The 19,269-nt window shown below is 71.4% G+C and carries 15 protein-coding genes; 4 read left to right on the top strand and 11 right to left on the bottom strand.

Annotated features, from left to right (window positions below; genetic code table 11):
• Positions 1 to 5: 5 nt before the first annotated feature.
• Genes HGA03_RS02230 through HGA03_RS02220 form a run of 3 tightly spaced genes read right to left on the bottom strand, consistent with a single transcriptional unit; the run spans position 6 to position 3,138 of the window.
• Entirely contained in the window at positions 6 to 890 is an 885-nt protein-coding gene (locus HGA03_RS02230) for a carbohydrate ABC transporter permease (RefSeq protein WP_168628561.1), read from the bottom strand.
• Positions 890 to 1,816 carry a carbohydrate ABC transporter permease gene (locus tag HGA03_RS02225; RefSeq protein WP_168628560.1) on the bottom strand — a complete coding sequence of 309 codons (927 nt, stop codon included), beginning with the start codon at positions 1,814 to 1,816 and terminating at the stop codon, positions 890 to 892. The genes HGA03_RS02230 and HGA03_RS02225 overlap by 1 nt, the downstream gene beginning before the upstream one ends.
• A 2-nt stretch (positions 1,817 to 1,818) precedes the next feature.
• Complete coding sequence (locus HGA03_RS02220) at positions 1,819 to 3,138, bottom strand: ABC transporter substrate-binding protein (protein ID WP_168628559.1); 1,320 nt, start codon at positions 3,136 to 3,138, stop codon at positions 1,819 to 1,821.
• 110 nt (positions 3,139 to 3,248) lie between these two features.
• On the opposite strand from HGA03_RS02220, the gene HGA03_RS02215 reads away from it, so the two are divergent.
• Entirely contained in the window at positions 3,249 to 4,271 is a 1,023-nt protein-coding gene (locus HGA03_RS02215; RefSeq protein WP_168628558.1) for a LacI family DNA-binding transcriptional regulator, read from the top strand.
• Positions 4,272 to 4,357: 86 nt separating this feature from the next.
• Positions 4,358 to 6,172, top strand: a complete 1,815-nt coding sequence (locus HGA03_RS02210) for a glycoside hydrolase family 2 protein (protein WP_168628557.1) — start codon at positions 4,358 to 4,360, stop codon at positions 6,170 to 6,172.
• A 17-nt stretch (positions 6,173 to 6,189) separates the two neighbouring features.
• Here HGA03_RS02210 and HGA03_RS02205 read toward each other — a convergent pair whose 3' ends face one another.
• From HGA03_RS02205 to HGA03_RS02180, 6 genes are all read right to left on the bottom strand, one after another.
• Complete coding sequence (locus HGA03_RS02205) at positions 6,190 to 7,236, bottom strand: DUF2776 family protein (protein ID WP_168628556.1); 1,047 nt, start codon at positions 7,234 to 7,236, stop codon at positions 6,190 to 6,192.
• A 72-nt stretch (positions 7,237 to 7,308) separates the two neighbouring features.
• On the bottom strand, positions 7,309 to 8,991 hold the full coding sequence (gene gadC / locus HGA03_RS02200) for a glutamate/gamma-aminobutyrate antiporter GadC (protein WP_168628555.1): 1,683 nt from the start codon (positions 8,989 to 8,991) through the stop codon (positions 7,309 to 7,311).
• A 9-nt stretch (positions 8,992 to 9,000) separates the two neighbouring features.
• Entirely contained in the window at positions 9,001 to 10,407 is a 1,407-nt protein-coding gene (gene gad, locus HGA03_RS02195; protein ID WP_203767707.1) for a glutamate decarboxylase, read from the bottom strand.
• A gap of 172 nt (positions 10,408 to 10,579) precedes the next feature.
• On the bottom strand, positions 10,580 to 11,584 hold the full coding sequence (locus HGA03_RS02190) for a WxL protein peptidoglycan domain-containing protein (RefSeq protein ID WP_168628554.1): 1,005 nt from the start codon (positions 11,582 to 11,584) through the stop codon (positions 10,580 to 10,582).
• A gap of 61 nt (positions 11,585 to 11,645) precedes the next feature.
• Positions 11,646 to 13,640 (bottom strand): purple acid phosphatase family protein, encoded by a 1,995-nt coding sequence (locus HGA03_RS02185; protein WP_168628553.1) that lies wholly within the window; start codon positions 13,638 to 13,640, stop codon positions 11,646 to 11,648.
• Between the two features lie 165 nt (positions 13,641 to 13,805).
• Positions 13,806 to 15,002 (bottom strand): HupE/UreJ family protein, encoded by a 1,197-nt coding sequence (locus tag HGA03_RS02180; protein ID WP_168628552.1) that lies wholly within the window; start codon positions 15,000 to 15,002, stop codon positions 13,806 to 13,808.
• A 139-nt stretch (positions 15,003 to 15,141) separates the two neighbouring features.
• On the opposite strand from HGA03_RS02180, the gene HGA03_RS02175 reads away from it, so the two are divergent.
• Positions 15,142 to 15,801 carry a type 1 periplasmic-binding domain-containing protein gene (locus HGA03_RS02175; protein ID WP_239073806.1) on the top strand — a complete coding sequence of 220 codons (660 nt, stop codon included), beginning with the start codon at positions 15,142 to 15,144 and terminating at the stop codon, positions 15,799 to 15,801.
• Between the two features lie 13 nt (positions 15,802 to 15,814).
• Here the strand turns inward: HGA03_RS02175 and HGA03_RS02170 are convergent, their stop codons facing one another.
• Together HGA03_RS02170 and HGA03_RS02165 are read right to left on the bottom strand one after the other, a co-directional pair.
• The gene (locus HGA03_RS02170; protein WP_168628551.1) at positions 15,815 to 16,246 is read right to left on the bottom strand and encodes a phage holin family protein; all 432 of its coding nucleotides are present in this window, start codon (positions 16,244 to 16,246) and stop codon (positions 15,815 to 15,817) included.
• Positions 16,247 to 16,422: 176 nt separating this feature from the next.
• Entirely contained in the window at positions 16,423 to 16,926 is a 504-nt protein-coding gene (locus HGA03_RS02165; RefSeq protein ID WP_168628550.1) for an FBP domain-containing protein, read from the bottom strand.
• 439 nt (positions 16,927 to 17,365) lie between these two features.
• On the opposite strand from HGA03_RS02165, the gene HGA03_RS02160 reads away from it, so the two are divergent.
• On the top strand, positions 17,366 to 19,159 hold the full coding sequence (locus HGA03_RS02160; protein WP_168628549.1) for an HNH endonuclease signature motif containing protein: 1,794 nt from the start codon (positions 17,366 to 17,368) through the stop codon (positions 19,157 to 19,159).
• Positions 19,160 to 19,269 lie beyond the last annotated feature (110 nt).

Below are 19,269 nucleotides of genomic sequence, written 5' to 3'. Positions count from 1 at the left end.
AGACCTCACTTCATGCCGGTCGTCGCGATGCCCGCGACGAAGGAGCGTTGGATGAGCAGGAAGAAGACGACCACCGGCAGCAGCGCCAGGACCGATCCGGCCATCAGCAGGCCGTACTCCACGACGTGCTGGCCCATGAACATCGCCAGGCCGGCGGGCAGGGTCGCGGACTCCAGGTTGTCCGCCATGATCAGCGGCCACAGCAGATCGTTCCAGTTGTACTGGAAGTGGAACAGGCCGAGGGTGAGCAGGGCCGGCTTGGCCAGCGGTGCGATGACCTGGGCGAAGATCCGCAGCTCGGAGGCGCCATCGATCCGGGCGGCCTCCTCCAGGTCCCGGGGCAGCGACAGGAAGAACTGCCGCAGGAAGAAGATGCCGAAGGCGTTGGTCAGCCGTGGCACGATCATCCCGGGCAGGGTCCCGGCCAACCCGACGGCAGCGAGGGTGTCGTAGAGCGGGATGAGCGTGACCTGGTACGGCAGCATCAACAGCACCAGTACCAGCACGAACACCACGTTCTTGCCGCGGAACTCCAGCCGGGCCAGCGCGTAGGCGGCCATCGCGTCGAACAGCAGGGAGAACACCGTGACCGCCCCGGCGAACACGATGGTGTTGCCGTACAGCCTCGCGAACGGGATCTGGGACCAGATGTCCCCGAAGTGTTCGAGGGTGAGCTCCCGCGGCCAGAGGGTCGGCGGGTAGGCGACGATGTCGGACTCCGGCTTGAAGGCCGTGAGCACCATCCAGATGATCGGCAGCAGCATCGCCGCGGCGATGACCAGGCCGGAGATCCCGGTCAGCCAGCGCCACAACCGGTCCAGCCGGCGCACCTCGTGCTGCACCGGCGCGGCGTCCTCGGTCACCGGCCGCAGCAGCGTGTCCCCGGCCATCAGTAGGTCACCGCCCGCTTGCGGAAGTAGCCGAACTGGAGCATCGAGAGCACGAACACCCCGAGCAGCAGCACCCACGAGATCGCGGACCCGTAGCCCAGGCGCAGCTCCTCGAAGCCGACGCGGTACACGAGCATGACGAGCGTCTCCGTCTGGAAGTAGGGGCCGCCGTGCGTCATCACGTAGATCTGGTCGAAGGCCTGCAAAGTGGCGATCGCCGCCATGATCGAGATGAGCATGGTCTGGTTGGACAGCAGCGGCCAGGTCACGTTGCGGAACCGGGTCCACGGTCCGGCGCCGTCCAGCGAGGCCGCTTCGTAGAGCTCGGTCGGGATCGACTGCAGGCCGGCCAGGTACATGACCATGTAGAAGCCGACGGTCTTCCAGATGCCGACGATCATCACTGCGGGCATGGCGAGCTTCGGGTCCGACAGCCAGCCCTGCCGGGACACGATGCCGATGCCGTCGAGCCAGTGCGAAATCAGCCCGATGTTCGGGTCGAGCAGGAAGGCCCAGGCGATCGCGACGATGGCCAGCGAGACGATGAACGGCAGGAACACCGCGGTCCGGATCAGTCCCCTCGCGAAGATCGCCCGGTTGAGCATCAGCGCGAGGGCGAGCGCCAGTCCCACGGTCAGCGGGGTGACGACCACCGCGTAGACCAGTGTGTTGCCGAGGGCGTTGTGCACGGCCGGGTCGGTCAGCAGCTCGCGGTAGTTCGCCAGGCCGACCCACCGCGCGGGTTGGATGCGGTTGTAGTCCATGAAGGACAGGTAGGCCGACTGGATCATCGGCCAGAGCATGAACACCGCGATCGTCAGCAGGCTCGGCGCGAGGAAGAGCCAGGCAGTCCGCTCGCGGCGCCGGGCCCCCCGCCCGCGCCGGGTGACGGCGCGGGCGGGGGAGCGGGGTGCGGCAGTGGTCATGGTCAGCCCTGGTCGATCTGGGCCTGGATGTCCGTGTTCGCCTGCGTGAAGACCTCGGTGAGATCGCCGTCGCCGTTGAGGACGCGCTGGAGCGCCGGGTAGAAGATCGAGTCGGTGATCGTGCCCGAGTTCGGGACACCGGCGAGGTAGACCTGGGCGCTGCCCAGCAGCTCCGGGTCACCGAACACCGCGGAGTAGGGATTGGACAGGTCCGAGGCCGGGATGTCGGTGCGGGTGGGCGGGAAGCCGGAGCCGTCGGCCCAGGTGGTCTGGGACTCGACGGAGTTCCAGTAGGCGAAGAACGTCTTGGCGGCCTCCTGCTCGGCATCGGTGGCCTTGGCGTTCACCGTGAAGGTCACCACGTCGCCGAGCGTGACCTGGGCCTCCGGGCCGGCCGGCGGTGCGGCGAGCCCGTAGTTCAGCCCAGCGTCGTCGAAGCCGGTGGTCATCCAGGGCCCGACGATCTCCATCGCAGCCTTGCCGGTCTGGAACAGCTTGTCCGCGTCGGCGCCGGACAGGCCGATCGGGGAGACCTGCTTGTCCCGGACCTGCTCGACCCAGAACTCCAGCGCCTCCAGCGTCTCGGGGGAGTCCACGATCGCGGTCGTCGCGTCGTCTGAGACCACGCCGCCACCGGTGCCCCAGAGCAGCATCTGCCAGATCGGGACCGTGGTGTGGTCGGCCAGCGCCAGGGCGTACTGCTCGGGCTTGCCGTCGCCGTTGTCGTCGATGGTGAGCTTCTCCGCCATCGAGGCGAACTCGTCCCAGGTGGTCGGCGGCTGCTCGGGATCGAGGCCGGCGGCGCTGAACAGGTCCTTGTTCCAGTAGAGCATCATCGGCGCGATGTTCAGCGGCACGCCGTAATTCGTCCCGTCGAACACTGCGGCGTTCTTCGCGGCGTCCGGCAGCACCGACGTGTCCATGAAGGCGTCATCGGCGTAGAAGTCGTCCACCGGGGCGAGCGCGCCCTTGGAGGCGTACTGGGGCACGTTCGAGGCGCTCATCGCGACCACCTGGGGCCCGCTGTTGGACGACAGCGAGGTGAGCACCTTCTGGTACAGCACATCCCACGGCATCACGTTCGGTTCGACGACGATCTGGTCCTGCGAGGCATTGAAGTCGTCGATGATCTGCTGGACGGCCGGTCCGTCGGGACCGGTCATGCCGTGCCAGAGCGTGAGCGTGGTGGGACCGTCGTCCCCGGCGGCGCCGGTGTCGTTCCCACCCGAGCCCTGGCCGGCACAGGCTGCCAGGCCGAGCGCGAGACCTGCGGCCAGCGCGATCCCCCGCCTGGTGTTCCGTCGTCGGTGCATGTCCGGCATGTCCGCCTCCTTGCGGTTCCGAGCAGCCGTGGCTCCGTCACCACGGCATTGCAACGTGGCAAACGTAGCGTGTGAGATTGCCACGTGGCAAACAGGCTAGGGTCGCGGGCATGACGGGCAGGGGTGCGGTGACGCTGCAGGAGGTCGCTCGGGTCGCCGGGGTCTCACCGCGGACGGTGTCCAACGTGGTGAACGGGTACGAGCACGTCGCACCGCGGACGCGCGAGCAGGTGCAGGCGGTGATCGACGCTCTCGGCTACCGGGCCAACGCCGCAGCGCGGTCATTGCGGACCGGCCGGACCGGTCTGCTGGGCCTGGTGGTGCCCGCGCTCGATCAGCCCTACTTCGCCGAGCTCGCCCGGGCGGTGGTGCGCGAAGCCACCGGCGCGGGGTTCACCGTGGTGGTCGACCAGACCGACGGCGACCCGGCCCGGGAGCGCGAGTTGCTGTTGCGCGGCCCGCGCGGGGCGATGTTCGACGGGCTGGTGCTCAGTCCGCTGGCACTGTCCGCCGGTGATCTGCTCGCCGCGGACCCGGCGCGACCGGTAGTGCTGCTGGGCGAACGGACCGTGGACACGGCGTTCGACCATGTGCACATCGACAACGTCGCCGCGGCCCGGGCCGCCACGGATCACCTGATCGGCACGGGGCGGCGCCGGATCGCGGCGATCGGCCTGCAGACCGAGGCGAACACCGGCCGGCAACGGGCCGAAGGCTTCATGCTGGCACTGGCCGAGGCGGGACTGCCTGCCCATCCGCGCCTGTTGCGCTATGTCGAGAGCTTCGACCGCGCCTCGGGCTTCGCGGCCATGTCCGCGATGCTCGACGACGAGTTGCGGCCGGATGCGGTGTTCTGCTTCAACGACATGTTGGCCATCGGCGCGCTGCGGGCCTGTCTGACCCGAGGGCTCCAGGTGCCCGGCGATGTCGCGGTGATGGGCTTCGACGACGTCGAGGAGGTCCAGTACGCCACTCCCTCGCTGAGCACCGTCCGCCCGGATCGCGACGCCATTGCCCGGGTGGCGGTGGCACGGCTGCTGGCACGGGTGGAGCGTCGATCTGCCGCCGGCCCGGCTGAGGACATCACCGTGCCGCACCGGATCGTGCTGCGGGAGTCGACCGGTCCGGCGTGACGCGGACGTTTGCAACGTGGCAATATGGCGACCGGGCACCCCGCAACACCGTGCCCCGACCCAAGGACCGCGACCGAAGGACCGCCATGACGACGACGTCAGCCCTCCGCGGGGCACACCCCCGCCCCCAGCTCGTCCGCCCCGACCGCTGGTGGTCGCTCGACGGCACCTGGGCGTTCACCTTCGACGACGACCAGGCCGGACTGCGCGAGCGGTGGCACGCCCCGGCGGAGGCAGACCGGTTCGGCGCGGAGATCCGGGTGCCGTTCCCGCCGGAGTCGATTGCCTCCGGCATCGCCGACCACGGCGACCATGCCGCGCTCTGGTACCGGCGGACGCTGCCCGCCCTCGCTGACCTGACCGACCTGGGCTCCGACCGGCTGCTGCTGCACCTCGGCGCGGTGGACCACGAGTGTGACGTGTGGGTCGACGGTGCTCACGCGGTCCGGCACGAGGGTGGCCAGACGCCGTTCACCGCCGACATCACCGACCTGCTCGACCCCGCGCTGCCCGCCGGCGCACATGTCGTGGTGGTGCGTGCCACCGACGACCGGACCGACGTCGAGCAGCCGCGCGGCAAGCAGGACTGGCAGCCGGAGCAGCACGCGATCTGGTACGACCGCACCTCCGGGATCTGGCGCACGGTGTGGCTGGAGCGGGTGCCGGCGGTGGCGGTGGACTCCCTGGTCTGGCGGGCCGACGTGCCCGGGGCGCGGATGGCGGTCCAGGTCCGGCTGCGGGCCGTGGCGCCACAGGGTGTCCGGGTCCGGGTGCGGCTCAGCCACGACGGCATTGAGGTCGGCACGGCCGAGGTACCGGTCGCCGGGTCGGTGGCGGACGTCGTCGTCCCGCTGCCGCAGCAGCACAACGGGCAGGCCTACGAACGCTTGCTGTGGTCGCCGGACTCGCCGGTGCTCCTCGACGCGGAAGTCGTGCTGTCCGACGCCGCGGGGGCGGTGCTCGACCGGGTGGACTCGTACTGCGGCCTGCGCTCGGTGGCGGTGGCGGGGGACACCCTGCTGCTCAACGACCGGCCGTTCACGGTGCGGGCCGTGCTGGAGCAGGGCTACTGGCCTGACTCGCACCTGACCCCGCCCGGCCCGGACGCGCTGCGCGAGGAGGTGCAGCTCGCGCTCGACCTGGGCTTCAACACGGTGCGGGTGCACCAGAAGGTCGAGGACCCGCGGTACCTGTACTGGTGCGACGTCCTCGGGTTGGCGGTGTGGGCCGAGACCGCCGGGGCCTACCGGTTCTCCGACGAGGCGGTCGCCCAGCTCACCCGGGAGTGGCTGGACATCGTGCGGCGGGACGTGTCGCACCCCTGCATCATCGCCTGGGTGCCGTTCAACGAGTCTTGGGGGGTGCAGCACCTCGCGCACGACCCGGCGCAGCAGGCCTACAGCCGCGCCCTGACCGAGCTGACCCGGGCGCTGGACCCGACCCGGCCGGTGATCTCGAACGACGGCTGGGAGCACACCGCCTCCGACCTGTTAACCGTGCACGACTACGCCGACACCGGTGCGGTGCTGCGGGAGCGGTACGGCGACCGGGCGGCGGTCGCCCGGACGCTGGACGGCATCGGGCCGGCCGGGCGGCGGATGTGGGTCGGCGGGCCGGCGCCCGAGCCGGGGTCGATCCCGGTGCTGCTGTCCGAGTTCGGCGGGGTGTCGTTCGCGCCCGGGGCGCCGGAGGGTGCGTGGGGGTACTCCGAGGCCCGCACCCCCGAGGACCTGGAGGCGCGGCTGACCGACCTGCTCGGCGCGGTCCGTTCCTCGACGGCGCTGAGCGGGTTCTGCTACACCCAGCTCACCGACACCGGGCTGGAGACCAACGGCCTGTGCACGGCGGACCGCAAGCCCAAGCTGCCGGTGGAGGCGCTGCGCCGGATCATCGCCGGCTGACCCAGAGCGCCGGGGCGTCACCCCTGCGACGTCCCGGCCTCCAGGATCGACACGATCGAGAACAGCGTGAAGCACACCGCCCCCAGCCCGACCAGCACGTGCGCCCCGACGAAGTAGCCGGCCTGCCGGGTGGTCGCCTCGAACAGGAACGCGGCGAAGAACAGGCAGGCCAGCGCCGTGGTGACCGGGATGATCGGGATCCGGTTCGCCAGTGCGAACTCCCGCCGCCAGACCAGGGCGAGCAGCACGACCTTGGACAGGATGCTGAAGCAGATCAGCCCGAGCCCGATCAGCACCGTGCCGGGGGCGAGGAAGGCCGGGTCGTCGGAAGTGGCGAGCACGACCACACCGAGCACGACGTTGGCGCTGCCCATCAGCACCACCCACCAGCTCCAGCGGAACCGCTCCGCCTCGCCGAACTCGTTGCGCACCTGCCGCACGATGCTGGCGACCAGTGCGATCAGGGCGGAGCAGATCAGTGACAGCCCGAGCAGCACGTGCCCGGCGACCTGCTGCGGGGTGCCGTCCCGGGCGAGCAGGGTGCCGGCCAGCACCAGCCCGGTCACCGCGAGCACGGCGGGGATGGCGATCAACACCGCGCCGACGCCGCGCGAGTACGCCCCGGGAGGCGGTCCGCTGCCCGGCGCCCGGGCCGCACTGGCTCGGATCAGCACGAACCGGGTGGAGGCGGTGGCGACCGTGCTGACGCAGGCGGCGATGAAGCCGATGCCGAGCAGCACGTGCCCGGCCACCACGTCCGGTGGCTGGTCGCCGCGCCGGATCAGGCTCACGCCCCACCCGATCGCGGCGAGGGCGGCGGCGTAGCCCAGCGCGGGCAGGACGATCCGCCAGACCGGGCCGTACCGGTGCACCAGCTGGCGGATGATCGTGGCCGCGGTGGTGAACAGGGCCACGCAGATCGCGGTCAGCCCGACGTTGACGTGCCCGGCGACCTGGTGTGCCGCGTCGTCGCCGCCGGACAGCACGTACCAGCCGAACGCGAGGCACACCGCGCCCATGGCCAGCGGGATCGCGCGGAACAGGATGCTGATCGAACGGTTCATGCTGGCTCCCCCTGGATGACCGGGTCGCGGCGGTGGCGGGGTGCCGATCGGCCCCCGCCACCGCCACCGGTGTCAGGCCCGGTGTCCCGGCGGACGCTGCCCGCCCTCCAGCGGGCCGTCGCCGTCCGGGGTGGCCGGACCGGCGCCCGGCTGCGGTCCGGCCGCGGTGGCCGGCGGGTTCACCAGCACGTTCTCCGCGGTGCCGCGCTCGTCGGCGGTGCGCTGGTCCCAGGTCGGCTTGCGCATCGCGTAGAACAACAGCGGCGGCCCGCCGAGCACCACGACCACCAACAGCACCACCACCGGGTACAGCCCCTCGCTCAGCCCGGTGAAGCCGTCGGGCCGGACGAACGCCAGGATGAACGCGGCGGCGCAGGCGACGAAGCCCACCCCGGCGACGAACTTCAGCGCCGGGGTGCGGTAGGTCCGCACCACCTGCGGCTGGGTCCGCCGGAGCCGGATCGCGGCGGCGAACATCAGCATGTACATCAGCAGGTAGAGCGCGGCGGCCATGTCGACCAGGGCGACGAAGGCGGTGTTGCCGTTCGGGATCAGGACGAACAGCAGCGCCAGCAGGGTGACGATCGCCCCCTGGGCCATCAGGATGCCGACCTGGACCCCGGCCTTGTTCCGGCGCTGGAGTGCGGGCGGCAGCAGCCCGGTGCGGGCGGCGGCGAGCAGACCGCGGGACGGGCCGGCGATCCAGGTGACCACCGAGGCGAAGGCGCCCAGCGCGATCAGCAGCGAGATCACCGGGGTGGCCCAGCCCAGTCCCCAGTGGTCGAAGAAGTGCTGGAACGCCAGGTTGATCCCGTTGGTCAGCCCGAGCGACGCCCGGGGGACGGCGACCGCGATCGCGATGGTCGGCAGGATGAACACCGCCAGAATCAGGCCGGTGGCGATCGCGATCGACTTCGGGAAGCCACGACCGGGGTTGCGCAGGTCGTTGGCGTGCACCGCGTTCACCTCCATCCCCGCGAAGGCCAGCACGTTCGACACCACCAGCACGATCGAGGCGATGCCGGTCCACGGCGGGACGACGGCGGAGACGGCCAACTCGGTCTCGGAGCGCTGACCGGTGGCCAGCCATGCGATGCCGAGCACGATCAGCAGCGCGGCGGGGAACAGGGTGCCGACGATCCCGCTCCAGGATCCGACCTTGGCGAACAGGTTGCCGCCGGCCAGCGTGATCAGCGTCGATCCCCAGTACAGGACCAGGATCACCACGGCGGTGTACACCCCGTTGCTGGCGATCCCCTGGTCGTTGATCACGAAGGACAGGCTGGCGGCGATGAAGGCGATCTGGGTGGGGTACCAGACCACGTTCTGGATCCACTGCAACCAGATCGCGACGAAGCCGAGCCGGCCGCCGAACGCCTCACGCACCCAGGTGTAGACCCCGCCCTTCCACCCGGTGGCGAGTTCGGCGGCGACCAGCGCGGTCGGCACCAGGAACAGGATCGCCGGGATGATGAACAGCGTGATCGACCCGAGGCCGTAGAGCGACATCGCCGGCAGTGACCGCAGCGAGGCGACCACCACGACGGTGAGCATGGCCAGCTGGATCACCGACATGAACGCGGTGGGACCGGTGGCCGGTGCCCCGATCGCCGGGCCGGTGTGGTCCGGCGGGGTGCGCTTGTCCGGAGTGCCGAACGGATGCGGCTTGACGTGCTCCGGGGTGGGTGCGGCGGTGCCGTCGGCACGGGCCGGACCGGTGGGCGCGGTGGTACCCGGGATGTCCTGGGAATCCATGACGACCCCTCAGTGGTGGAACCCGGGTTGGGCGCCCTCGGCGGGCATCGGACCGGTCAGGGCGTCCAGGTAGGCCACCTGCTCACGCAGCTCGGCCAGGAAAGCCTCGGCCAGGTCATGGCTGAAGCCGTTGCGGACCACCACCCGCTGCACCGTGACGTCGGGCAGGTCGTCCGGCATCGGGTACGCCGGGACCAGCCAGCCCTTCATCCGCAGCCGGTCGGACAGGTCGTACAGGCTCCAGTTGCTGGTGTGGCCCTCGCGCAGCCGCCAGGCGAACACCGGGATGTCCGAGCCGTCGTTCCACAGCTCGAAGGCCGGGAGCTTGGCGATCTCCCCGGACAGGTACAGCGCCACGTCGTGCGAGGCCTGCTGGACCCGGGCGTACCCGTCGAAGCCCAGGCGCAGGAACATGTAGTACTGCAGCAGCACCTGGGCGCCCGGCCGGGAGAAGTTCAGCGCGAAGGTCGGCATCTCCCCGCCGAGGTAGCTGACCTTGAACACCAGGTCGTCGGGCAGTGCGTCCGCGGTCCGCCACACCACCCAGCCGACGCCGGGGTAGACCAGGCCGTACTTGTGCCCGGAGGTGCTGATCGACGCCACCCGGTCGATCTGGAAGTCCCAGCGCAGGTCCGGCTGGATGAACGGCGCGATCATCGCCCCGGAGGCGCCGTCCACGTGGATCGGGATGTCCAGCCCGGTGGACTGCTGGATCCGGTCCAGCGCCTCCGAGATCTGCTGCACCGGCTCGTACATCCCGGTGTAGGTGACGCCGAGGATGGCGACCACGCCGATGGTGTTCTCGTCGACGTAGTCCGCCAGCCCGGTGCCGTCCAGCACCTTGTGCTCCCAGGAGATCGGCACGTAGCGCGGCTCGACGTCGAAGTAGTTGCAGAACTTCTCCCAGCACACCTGGACCGCGCTGGACATCACCAGGTTCGGTCGCTCGGTGGACTTGCCGGCGGCCCGTCGGGCGTGCTGCCAGCGGCGCTTGAGCGCCAGGCCGCCGAGCATGCACGCCTCGGAGGAGCCGATGGTCGAGGTGCCGATGGTGTGCGCCGGGTCGGGCGCGTGCCACAGGTCGGCCAGCATCGTCCAGCACCGGGTCTCCACCGCGGCGGTCTGCGGGTACTCGTCCTTGTCGATCATGTTCTTGTCGGCCGCCTCCAGGTACAGGCGGTCGGCGTGCTCGTCCATCCAGGTGCCGACGAAGGTCGCCAGGTTCAGGCGGGCGTTGCCGTCGAGCATCGCCTCGTCGTGCACGATCTGGTAGGCCGTCTCCGGTAGTGACTCACCGTCCGGCAGCCGGAACTTCGGCAGTTCGGTCGCTTCTCCGGGTCGCGCGAACAACGGGTTCAGCGCGACGGAGTCGGGTTCTTGTGCGTGGCGCTCGACGCGCCGGGTGGTAGTGACCACGGCATTGCCCCCTGAAGCAGAGATCCAGCGGCGCGACGCAGCAGGAACGCTTCCTTCCGGGAAGTGCCACGCGGCGTGTGACCGGGTCTGCTCCCAGTCCGCGCCGGAGTGTGACTGATGTCACGTACTCGACGGTAACCCTGACCGGTGGGGCCGGCGACCGGGGCCGGGCTCAGTCCGCGACCCCGGCCAGCGCGGCCCGCACCCGATCCGCCACCCGTTCGTCCTCGCGCCGGGCCCGCAGCCGCCGGTGCCGGATCCGCCACCACACCAGCCCCGCCACCGCGACCAGCAGCACCAGGCTCGACCACGGCACCGCCCAGGTCCCGGCGCTCGCGGGCACGGCGGCCAGGGCGGAGGTCGATCCGGCGGCATCGGTGACCACCGGCACGACCCGGACCGCGGCGCCGATCCGGAACGACGGCACCACCCCGGACACCGGCACGCTGACGTCCCAGCTCTCCCCGGGCAGCAGCTCCGGCGCGGGCGGCAGGTCCGTGGCATCCACGGTGAACCACCCGAACGGGCCGGAGACCTCGACCTCCTGCTGGGCCGAGATCACGGTGTTGCCCGTGTTGTGCAGGGTGTAGCTGACCGTGCCGTCGCCGGTGCCGGCCGGATTGATCGTGTCGTGGTAGCCGAGTTGGACGTCGGTGACGGTCAGGGCGGGGGCGAGCTCGCCGCCGACCCGCAGGTCGATCCGGATGCCGAGTCGCCGGTCGACGGTGATCCCCGGCTCGTCGCCGGGCTGGGCGAGCGAGGTGACCAGCGCACCGACGTAGTCGCCGGGTGTGGCGTTCTCCGGCACGGTGAGGGTGAAGGGCACGTCGGCGGTGGCACCCGGTTCGACGGTGATCGACTCCCCGGTGGTCAGCCAGCTGCCCAGGTGGGCGGAGTCGGCGTCGCCGGTGAGGACGTCGAACTGCCCCGCATCGGTGGTGTACCCGTCGGCGGCGTAGACCCCGAGGGTGAGCGGCTCGTCGCCGCGGTTGGCGACCACCAGGGCGTCCTGGACGCTGCCGCCGGGGTCCAGGTGGTAGTCGAAGCCGGTGCGGTCGGACCCGAGGTCGTTGGCGGCGGTCCGCACGGTCCAGGTGACGTCGCTGTCGGCGGCCTGGGCGGCGGGGGTGGTCAGGGCGCCGAGCAGGAGCACGGCGGCGGCGATGCGGAGGAACATGGCGACCTCGGGAATGACGGGGCGGGGCGGGCGCTCGCACGCCCGCCCCGCCAGTCGGATGTCAGCTGCTCAGTGCGGTGATGGTGAGGGTGGCGCGGTAGGTGCCCTTGTCGACGCTGCCCGGGATCTTCAGCTCCAGGTCGGCGCCGAGGGTGGCCTCGCCGGTGTCGTGGCCCTGGTCGGCGGCACCGAGGGCCCGGGACACCGACAGGCCGGCCCCGCCGTCGTAGCCGGAGGCCACCGCGGTGCCTGCACGGGCTCCCGCACCGGCCCGGACGATCTTCGGCGTCCAGCCCAGGGCGGAACCGGCGAAGGTCTTCCCGGCGTCGTGGAACTCGCCGACCGAGGCGGAGATCGACCACGGCGAGGCGGCCCGGCGGGTGTCGGTGACCGTGATCGGGTTGATCTCACCGCTCGCCTGGTAGAACTGCCCGCCGTTGTCCACCGCGGTGCCCAGGTCGACCAGGCCGTTGTAGCCGTCGATGGTCCAGCCGAACTCGCCGGGGGCGGCATCCGGCACGGCGACCTGGATCTCCTGGCCCTCGCCCTGGTATGGGTGCACGGTCACCGAGTCGACCACCGAGCCGACCGGCTGATCGGCGCTCGCCCCGCTGTCCGGCCCGCACCAGGAGACTTTGCCGAGCTCGACCGCCGAGTTGGGCGCGTCGCAGGTGCCGGAGCGGATGTTCTCCACCACCAGCTTGTCGCTGCGCACCTGGACCTTGACGTAGGTGCGCACGTGCTCCTGATTCTGCACCGAGTTGAACCAGTAGCTGTCCGGGTTCAGCGGGTCGGCGCCGGTGCCCGCACCGGAGGTCGCGCCACCGGCGGTCGGGGTGGTGATGTCGTAGTACTTCGACCCGGAGGCGGAGTTCGCGGTCACGTAGAGCACCCCGCCCGGTCCGGCGAAGACGTCCGCCTGGCCGGGCTGCTCGTCCGGGTCGGCCTTCTGCCCGCTGTTGATCAGGTAGGAGCGGGTGTACACGTGGTCGTGGCCCTGCAGCACCAGGTCGACGCCCAGCTCGGAGAACGCGGCCGGGAAGTCGGTGCGGCGCACGGCGTTGTCGGCGTCCTGGGCGTGCGCGGCGGCCGAGTAGATCGAGTGGTGGTAGACGAGCACGGTGTACTTGGCGTCCGCCCCGTGCTTGTCGATCACGTCGGTGACGTAGGCCAGGTGCGCCTCGTCCCCGCCGCCGCCCTGCGAGGTCTGGTACGAGTTGCTGTTCAGGTCGATGAACAGCACGTCCTTGTACAGGTACCAGTAGTCGCCGCCGGAGGTGTTCGAGGCCGGCTGACCGTTCGAGTAGTAGGCGGCGGAGCGGTCGGTGTTCGGCGTGGCCAGGTGCTGCTCGTAGGCCTTGCCGCCGACGTCGTGGTTGCCGATGGTGGCGGCCCACGGGATCTCCTTGAGCTGCTGCGGGGCCAGGAAGGCGTCCCACTGCGACTCGGTGTTGGCGGTCTCCACCTGGTCGCCGCCGGAGACCAGGATCTCGGCATCCGGGTTCGCTGCGGTGGCGACGCCGACGGTGTCCACCCAGCCCGCCTGGTCCTTCGCCACGTTCCCGGAGGAGCCGATCTGCGGGTCGCCGAAGAACAGGAAGTCGTAGTCGCCCTCGAAGGACCGGGTCCGGAAGGTGTTCACCTCGGACCAGGCGTCGGCGGATCCGACCCGGTAGCTGTAGCTGGTGTCCTCGGCCAGGCCGGTCAGGGTGGCGTGCCGGTTGAAGCCGCCGGAGGTGGCGATGTTGGCCGAGCCGGTGGCGCCGAAGCTCACCGCCCCGGTGGCCGGGAACTGGCCGTCGACCAGGGCGGAGGTGGGGACCACCTGCACGACCTGATCGGTGTCGGCGGAGGTGTACCAGGTGACCATCCGCTGGGTCTCATCGGCGCCGACGCCGAGGATGATCCCGGTGTAGCTGGTGTCCGCGGCCTGGGCGATGCCCGGGGTGGCCACGGTGATGCTGCCGAAGGCGACGACGGCGCCCACGGTCAGGGCGGTCAGCCGGAGGGGAATCCGGTCCGTCCACCCGCGCAGTGCGGTCGGGCTGAGGGACATGAGTCGTCCGTTCTCTGCGATCGTGGAAAAGGGGAGGAATCGGTACAACCGGTCGAGCGGCACCACGGTTCACCCGGTGGGTGGCCGCCGGTTGAACGGTGCAGGGCGGCGCGATGGCCTCACCCGGAACTCCTGGTCAGTGCAGGTAACCGGCACAGTGCGGGCTCAGGCCCCGAGCAGTCGCTGGGCGAACCAGACCGTGCCCATCAGCCCGACCCCGGCGGCGACCGCTCCGGTCACCCAGGTCTCCACCACCGGCCAGCGCCGGCGCAGCAGTGCGAGCACCGGGAAGACCACCGCGATGATCCCGAGCTGCACCGCCTCGATCCCGACGTTGAACACCAGCAGCGACCACAGCAGGGTCCAGGACCACGGCTCGTCGATCCCCAGCGCACCGGCGAAGCCGAGGCCGTGCACCAGGCCGAAGACCAGCACCACGCCGATCCGCGCCCAGCCCGCCCGGTCCAGCCCGAACGGTCCGGTCGCCGGCCCCAGGTCGACCGCACCGGCGCCGCGCTCGCGGATCCGCCACAGGTGCCACCCGGCGACCACGGCGATCGACAACGCGATCACCGGCTCGACCACCGCGGCCGGCACGTGCACCAGACCGGTGGCGGCCAGGATGAACGTGATCGAGTGCGCCACGGTGAACGCGGTGGCGGTCAGCACGATCTCCCGCAGCCGGCGCGACCCGACGATCACGGCCAGCAGGAACAGGATGTGGTCCAGCCCGAACAGCAGGTGCTCCGCGCCGAGCCGGAAGAACTCGGCGAACCGCTCGGTCCAGGGCTGGGCGGTGGAGAACGACGGGCGATCGGCGTCCAGCGCGGCGCTGCCGGTGCCGGCGTCCAGCGTGTAGGTGACCACCGTGGTGGTGCCGGTGACGTAGTCCTCGTCATCCGGGAACAGGGTGCTGGTGATCCGGTGCGCGCCGGCCTGCTCCCCGCAGGTGTGGTCGACGTCGATCACCGCGTAGGGCACGCCCTCGCGCTGCTCGATCCGGGCGCTGCCGTCCCAGCTCGGGGTGCAGTCCTGCCCGCCGGCGGCCACGGTGAACCGGTCGGCGACATAGGCCAGCACCGACTCCCGGTGCTCGGCCAGCGCGGCCGCCATCGCGTCGTCGTCCCTGGCCTCCCACGCCGGGGTGCCGGCCCGGAACAGCGGGTCGTCCTGCTCGGCGTCCGCGACCGACACCACCAGCAGGTCGTACTCCAGACCGAGTTCGGCCCGCACCACACCGGGCCCGGGGGCGGTGAGATCGGCGAACACCACCGAACTGAATCCGTGCGCGGTGGCGGGCCCCGCGGTGGCGACCAGGGACGCGGCCAGCAGGATGAGCGCGGCGAGGTGACGGCGGGTCATGGGTCAGGGGCTCCTTGAGGGTGGGCGCAGGCAATCTGTCGCCCCCGGGTGAACCACCGGGACATTCCGGACGAACTCCCGCCGAACTTCGCCCTGCCGGTCGTGACGCGCTCCGGCCCGCCGGGTGAGGATCTGGCCCGTGCCCCGTCGACTGTTGCCCGCCGCCCTGACCGCCGTGCTGTTGCTGCTGACGGGCTGCTCCGGCGCCGACTGGTCCGTCCCGCACGACGGCCCGCTGGCCGAGGGGGCGCTCGCGGACGGCTTCCTGGAGCCGGGTCACACGCCGACCCCCGAGGCGACCGTGCTGCCCGAGCCGGGGAGCTGGGACGCGATCACCCCGGTGCCCGGCTACCGGGTGGTCCTGCTGACTCGCGGCGACGACCCGGCGACCAGCACCCTCGCCGAGGCGGTCCGGGACTGGGCCCGCGACGAGCAGGTCGACCTGCGCACCGTCGAGCCCGAGACGCCCGCCGACCTGGTGCCCGGAATCGCCGAGGCGGTGGGAATGGGCGCGGACCTGATCGTGTCGGTCGGTGACGACCTGGTCGATCCCCTGGCCGTGGTCAGCCCCAACCACCTGGACCAGCAGTTCCTGGTGGTCGGCGCCGAGATCGCCGAGCCCACCGCCAACGTCACCGCGGTCGACTGGACCGGCGCGGCCTACCGAGGCGAGGGCCTGGGGGCAGCCTCCGACCACGACCCGGCGACGTTCACCCCCGAGCGGTCCGCGCGGGCGATCCGGGCCGGGGTGGGCGCGGTGCTCGGCGGGCTGACCGGCATCGTGGTGTGGATCGACTAGGGCAGCCGGAGGCTCACTGCGCCGGACGCCGGCGCCGGTCGGCCTTGTGCAGCTCGTCGGCCTGGCGTTCCTGCAGCCGGCGGCGCAGGAAGACGAACGGCAGCAGCCAGGTGGCGATCGCCGTGACCAGCCACACCAGCACCACCGCCGCGATCCAGGTGCCCACGCCGCCGGTGATCTCCAGACCGCCGGTGAACGCGGTCGCCACCAGCAGCGCGATGAAGGTCGACACCAGCCCGACCCCACCGAGGAACGCGCTGGCGTACCGCTTGGCGATCGAGGCGATGAACGGCGCCAGCACCGACTGGACCACGGTGAACACGATGACGGCGGCGACGAACCCGGACACGCTCAGGTCGAAGCCGTCCAGCACCAGGGAGGTCACCCACAGCCCGAGGGCCGAGGAACCGAGGAAGATCGCGAGCCGGATCAAGAAGATGACCATGTCTTCACCTCGTGGCGGGCGTGATGATCGGGAAGTCAGGATCGGGCACATCCAGCACTGCCAGCAACCGGGAGAGCGTGCTCCCTGCTGGTGGGACCGCCCAGGCCCGGACGGTCCCACCAGCCTCCGGAGGTCGCCGCCGCGGGGGCATCACTCGGCGGGGATGAACCAGGGATTCAGCGCGTCCGCGCCACCTCGCGCAGGAACTTCTCCGACCGCTCCCGCAGCCCCGCGATCCGCAACTCGACGATCATCGCCCGCTCCTCCTCGGAGGCGTTCCCGGCCTCGGAGCGGGTGGGCGTGCGGCGCACGTTCTGCGAGCACCGGAAGTCGGAACAGATCAGGGTGCCGATGGTGTCGCCCTTGCGGCCGGCCGCCCCGCCGCGACGGGCGACGTACAGGCCGACGTCGTCGGTGGCCACCACGTCCTCGCACCAGGCGCAGACGGCCTTGCGGCGCTTGCCGGTGCGCTCGGCGGCGCGGAGCAGGACGGCGACCGGTTCGCCGTCGACCTCGGCGACGACATAGGAGGACAGGGGTGCCTTGCGGTCCTGCCAGCCGAGGTAGTCGAGGCGGTCCCAGTCCAGGCTCGCCAGGTCGGGGAGGGTGGCCTGGGCGGCTTCGCGGCGGGAGGCGTTGACGAAGGCGGAGCGGATCTGCTGCTCGGTGAGCGCGCGCATGAGGGGTCCTTGGGGGTGACGGGGTGTGCGGGGTCGCTGACGTCCCGCGCCGCCGTGGACCTGGTGGTCAGGCGACGCCGGGGCAGGTGCGCGCGAAGCAGGCCATGACGGCCACCCCGCATCCCGCGATGCCCAGCATCGGTGCTCCTCGTTCGTTCCGGCTCGGACCGACGTCGACGGTACGCCTGTGGCGGCGGTGGAGTCGAGCCGTTAGTCCTTCGGGGGCCGGAGACCAAGGCGCCTGCTGGGCCAACGGCTGCGGGGTGGACCGGCCGAGGAGGGAGGGCCGGACGTGCGCCCGACACCATCGCGGATCCCGTGTCCGCGAACCGTGCCGGGCTGGCGGTGCGTGGGTCGGGTACGAAAGGGCTGGGGCCTGTCAGGATCGTCGCGGGACTGCTCCGGTTGGGGTGTCGGTGGTGGCGGGTAGTGTCGTCTTATGGCACTTGACCTGCGCGAACACGACCTCCGGGAGCTCCCGGTGCGGTCGGGTGCGCGGGTGTTCACCGACCCGTGGGACGTCGGCGGTGACCTGTGGTGGCTCGAAGACGGCGGTCTGCCCGAGCCGGTGGAGGATGTGCCGCCGCGGTGGGTCGAGGACCCGGTGTTGGCCGCCCGGGTCGCGGCCGAACAGACGGCAGCCGACCCGACCCTGGACCCGCGCGCCCAGGTCGAGGAGATGCTCGCGGAGAACGGTCCGGTGTTGGCCCGGATGCTGGCCAACCTCGACCCGGTCGCTGTGGACTTGTTGGACCTGCCCGCGGTCGCTGAGGCCGCGGCGCGGTTGGAGTCCTGGGCGCACGCGGTTTCCGCCAGGGTGGCCGCGGAACTGGCGATGCGGCCGCAGACGAACCCGGTCTGGCCCGAGTACGCCGGGAACGTGCACCGCCCGAACACTGCGGCGGATGAGTTGGCGATCTACCTGAACATCGGCCGCCGCTCCGCCCAGACCCTGGTCGATGAAGGGTTGGCGTATGAGCGGTACTTAGCGGGTACCGGTCAGGCGTTGCGCACCGGGCGGATCGATACCGCGCGGGCCCGGGTGATGGTGCGCCGCCTTGCCGGGGTGGACCTGTTCACCGCCGAAGAGGTCGAAACCGCGGTGTTGCCGGGTGCGTCGGAGCGGACCGCGGCGCAGCTGTCCCGTGACATCGACCGGGCGCTACTACGCGTGGACCCCGATGGTGGGGCGTTGCGGCGCCGGCGCGGGCGCGCAGACCGGCACGTTGCCCGCCCCAAGCCGTTGGGGGACGGGATGGCCGGGGTGTGGGCGTTCCTGCCCGCCCAGGACGCCGCCCGGTTGGACCAGGCACTGGACGCCTCCGCCCACGCGCTACGCCAGGGCGGGGACGAGCGGACCCTGGCGCAGCTACGCGCGGACGCGCTGCTGGACGCGGCGCTGGTCGGACCCGCGTGGGCGCCACTGCTACCCGGACACGGCCAGGACAACGACCACGGCGCCGACGGGGACCATCACGAGGGATCAGCCCACCGTGCGCCGTCGGTGACCCGGCCCCGAGTCGAGGTCCGGGTCACCGTGCCCCTGTCCACCCTGATCGGCACCGACCAGGAACCCGCCGAGATGGATGGGCACGGGCCGATCGACGCGGCCACCGCCCGGGCCCTGGCCGCAGGAGGTGTCTGGCGGCGCCTGGTCACCGACCCGCTGTCCGGGGCGGTCCTGGACGTCGGGAGAACCCGATACCGGCCACCACAAGAACTCGCCGACCACGTCATCGCCCGCGACCGCACCTGCGCCAGACCCGGCTGCACCGTGCCCGCAGTCGCCTGCGACCTGGACCACACCATCCCGTTCGGGGACGGCGGCCCCACCGCCGCCACCAACCTCGCACCCCTGTGCCGCCGCGACCACCTGCTACGCACCCACGCCGGACACCGGATCGAACAGACCGCCGCGGGAGAAATCGTCTGGACCAGCCTCACCCGCCGCTACGTATCGATTCCCGGACGCGACGGCCACCACCACATGCTCCGCCAACGACCAGGCGACCCACCCGACACCAGAACCGGCCAACGAGCGCACCTGACAACGGTGACCGATCAACCCGCGCCCCCGACCACGGCGACCGATGAACGAGCGCACCTGACAACGGTGACCGATCAACCCGCGCGCCCGACGACGGCGACCGGTGCACGCATGCTCCTGACCGCGGGGATCCACCCGCCCGCACACCCGAGCGCAGACGCGGACGACGAGATCATCCCGTTCTGACCGGTGGCCCACCTCGCTGACTGACGGACCCGCTGCCCAGAACGGATGACGGTGCGCGCCCGGACGTCACGACCGCACCCCGCGCTCGCCCGGCGCATGGCATGACCCAA

This window comes from Cellulomonas denverensis (genome assembly GCF_012396125.1).
In the GTDB taxonomy this organism is placed as follows: Bacteria; Actinomycetota; Actinomycetes; order Actinomycetales; family Cellulomonadaceae; genus Cellulomonas; species Cellulomonas denverensis.
The sequence above is the reverse complement of the archived record's forward strand: the minus strand, read 5'-3'. Positions and strand labels throughout refer to the sequence as shown.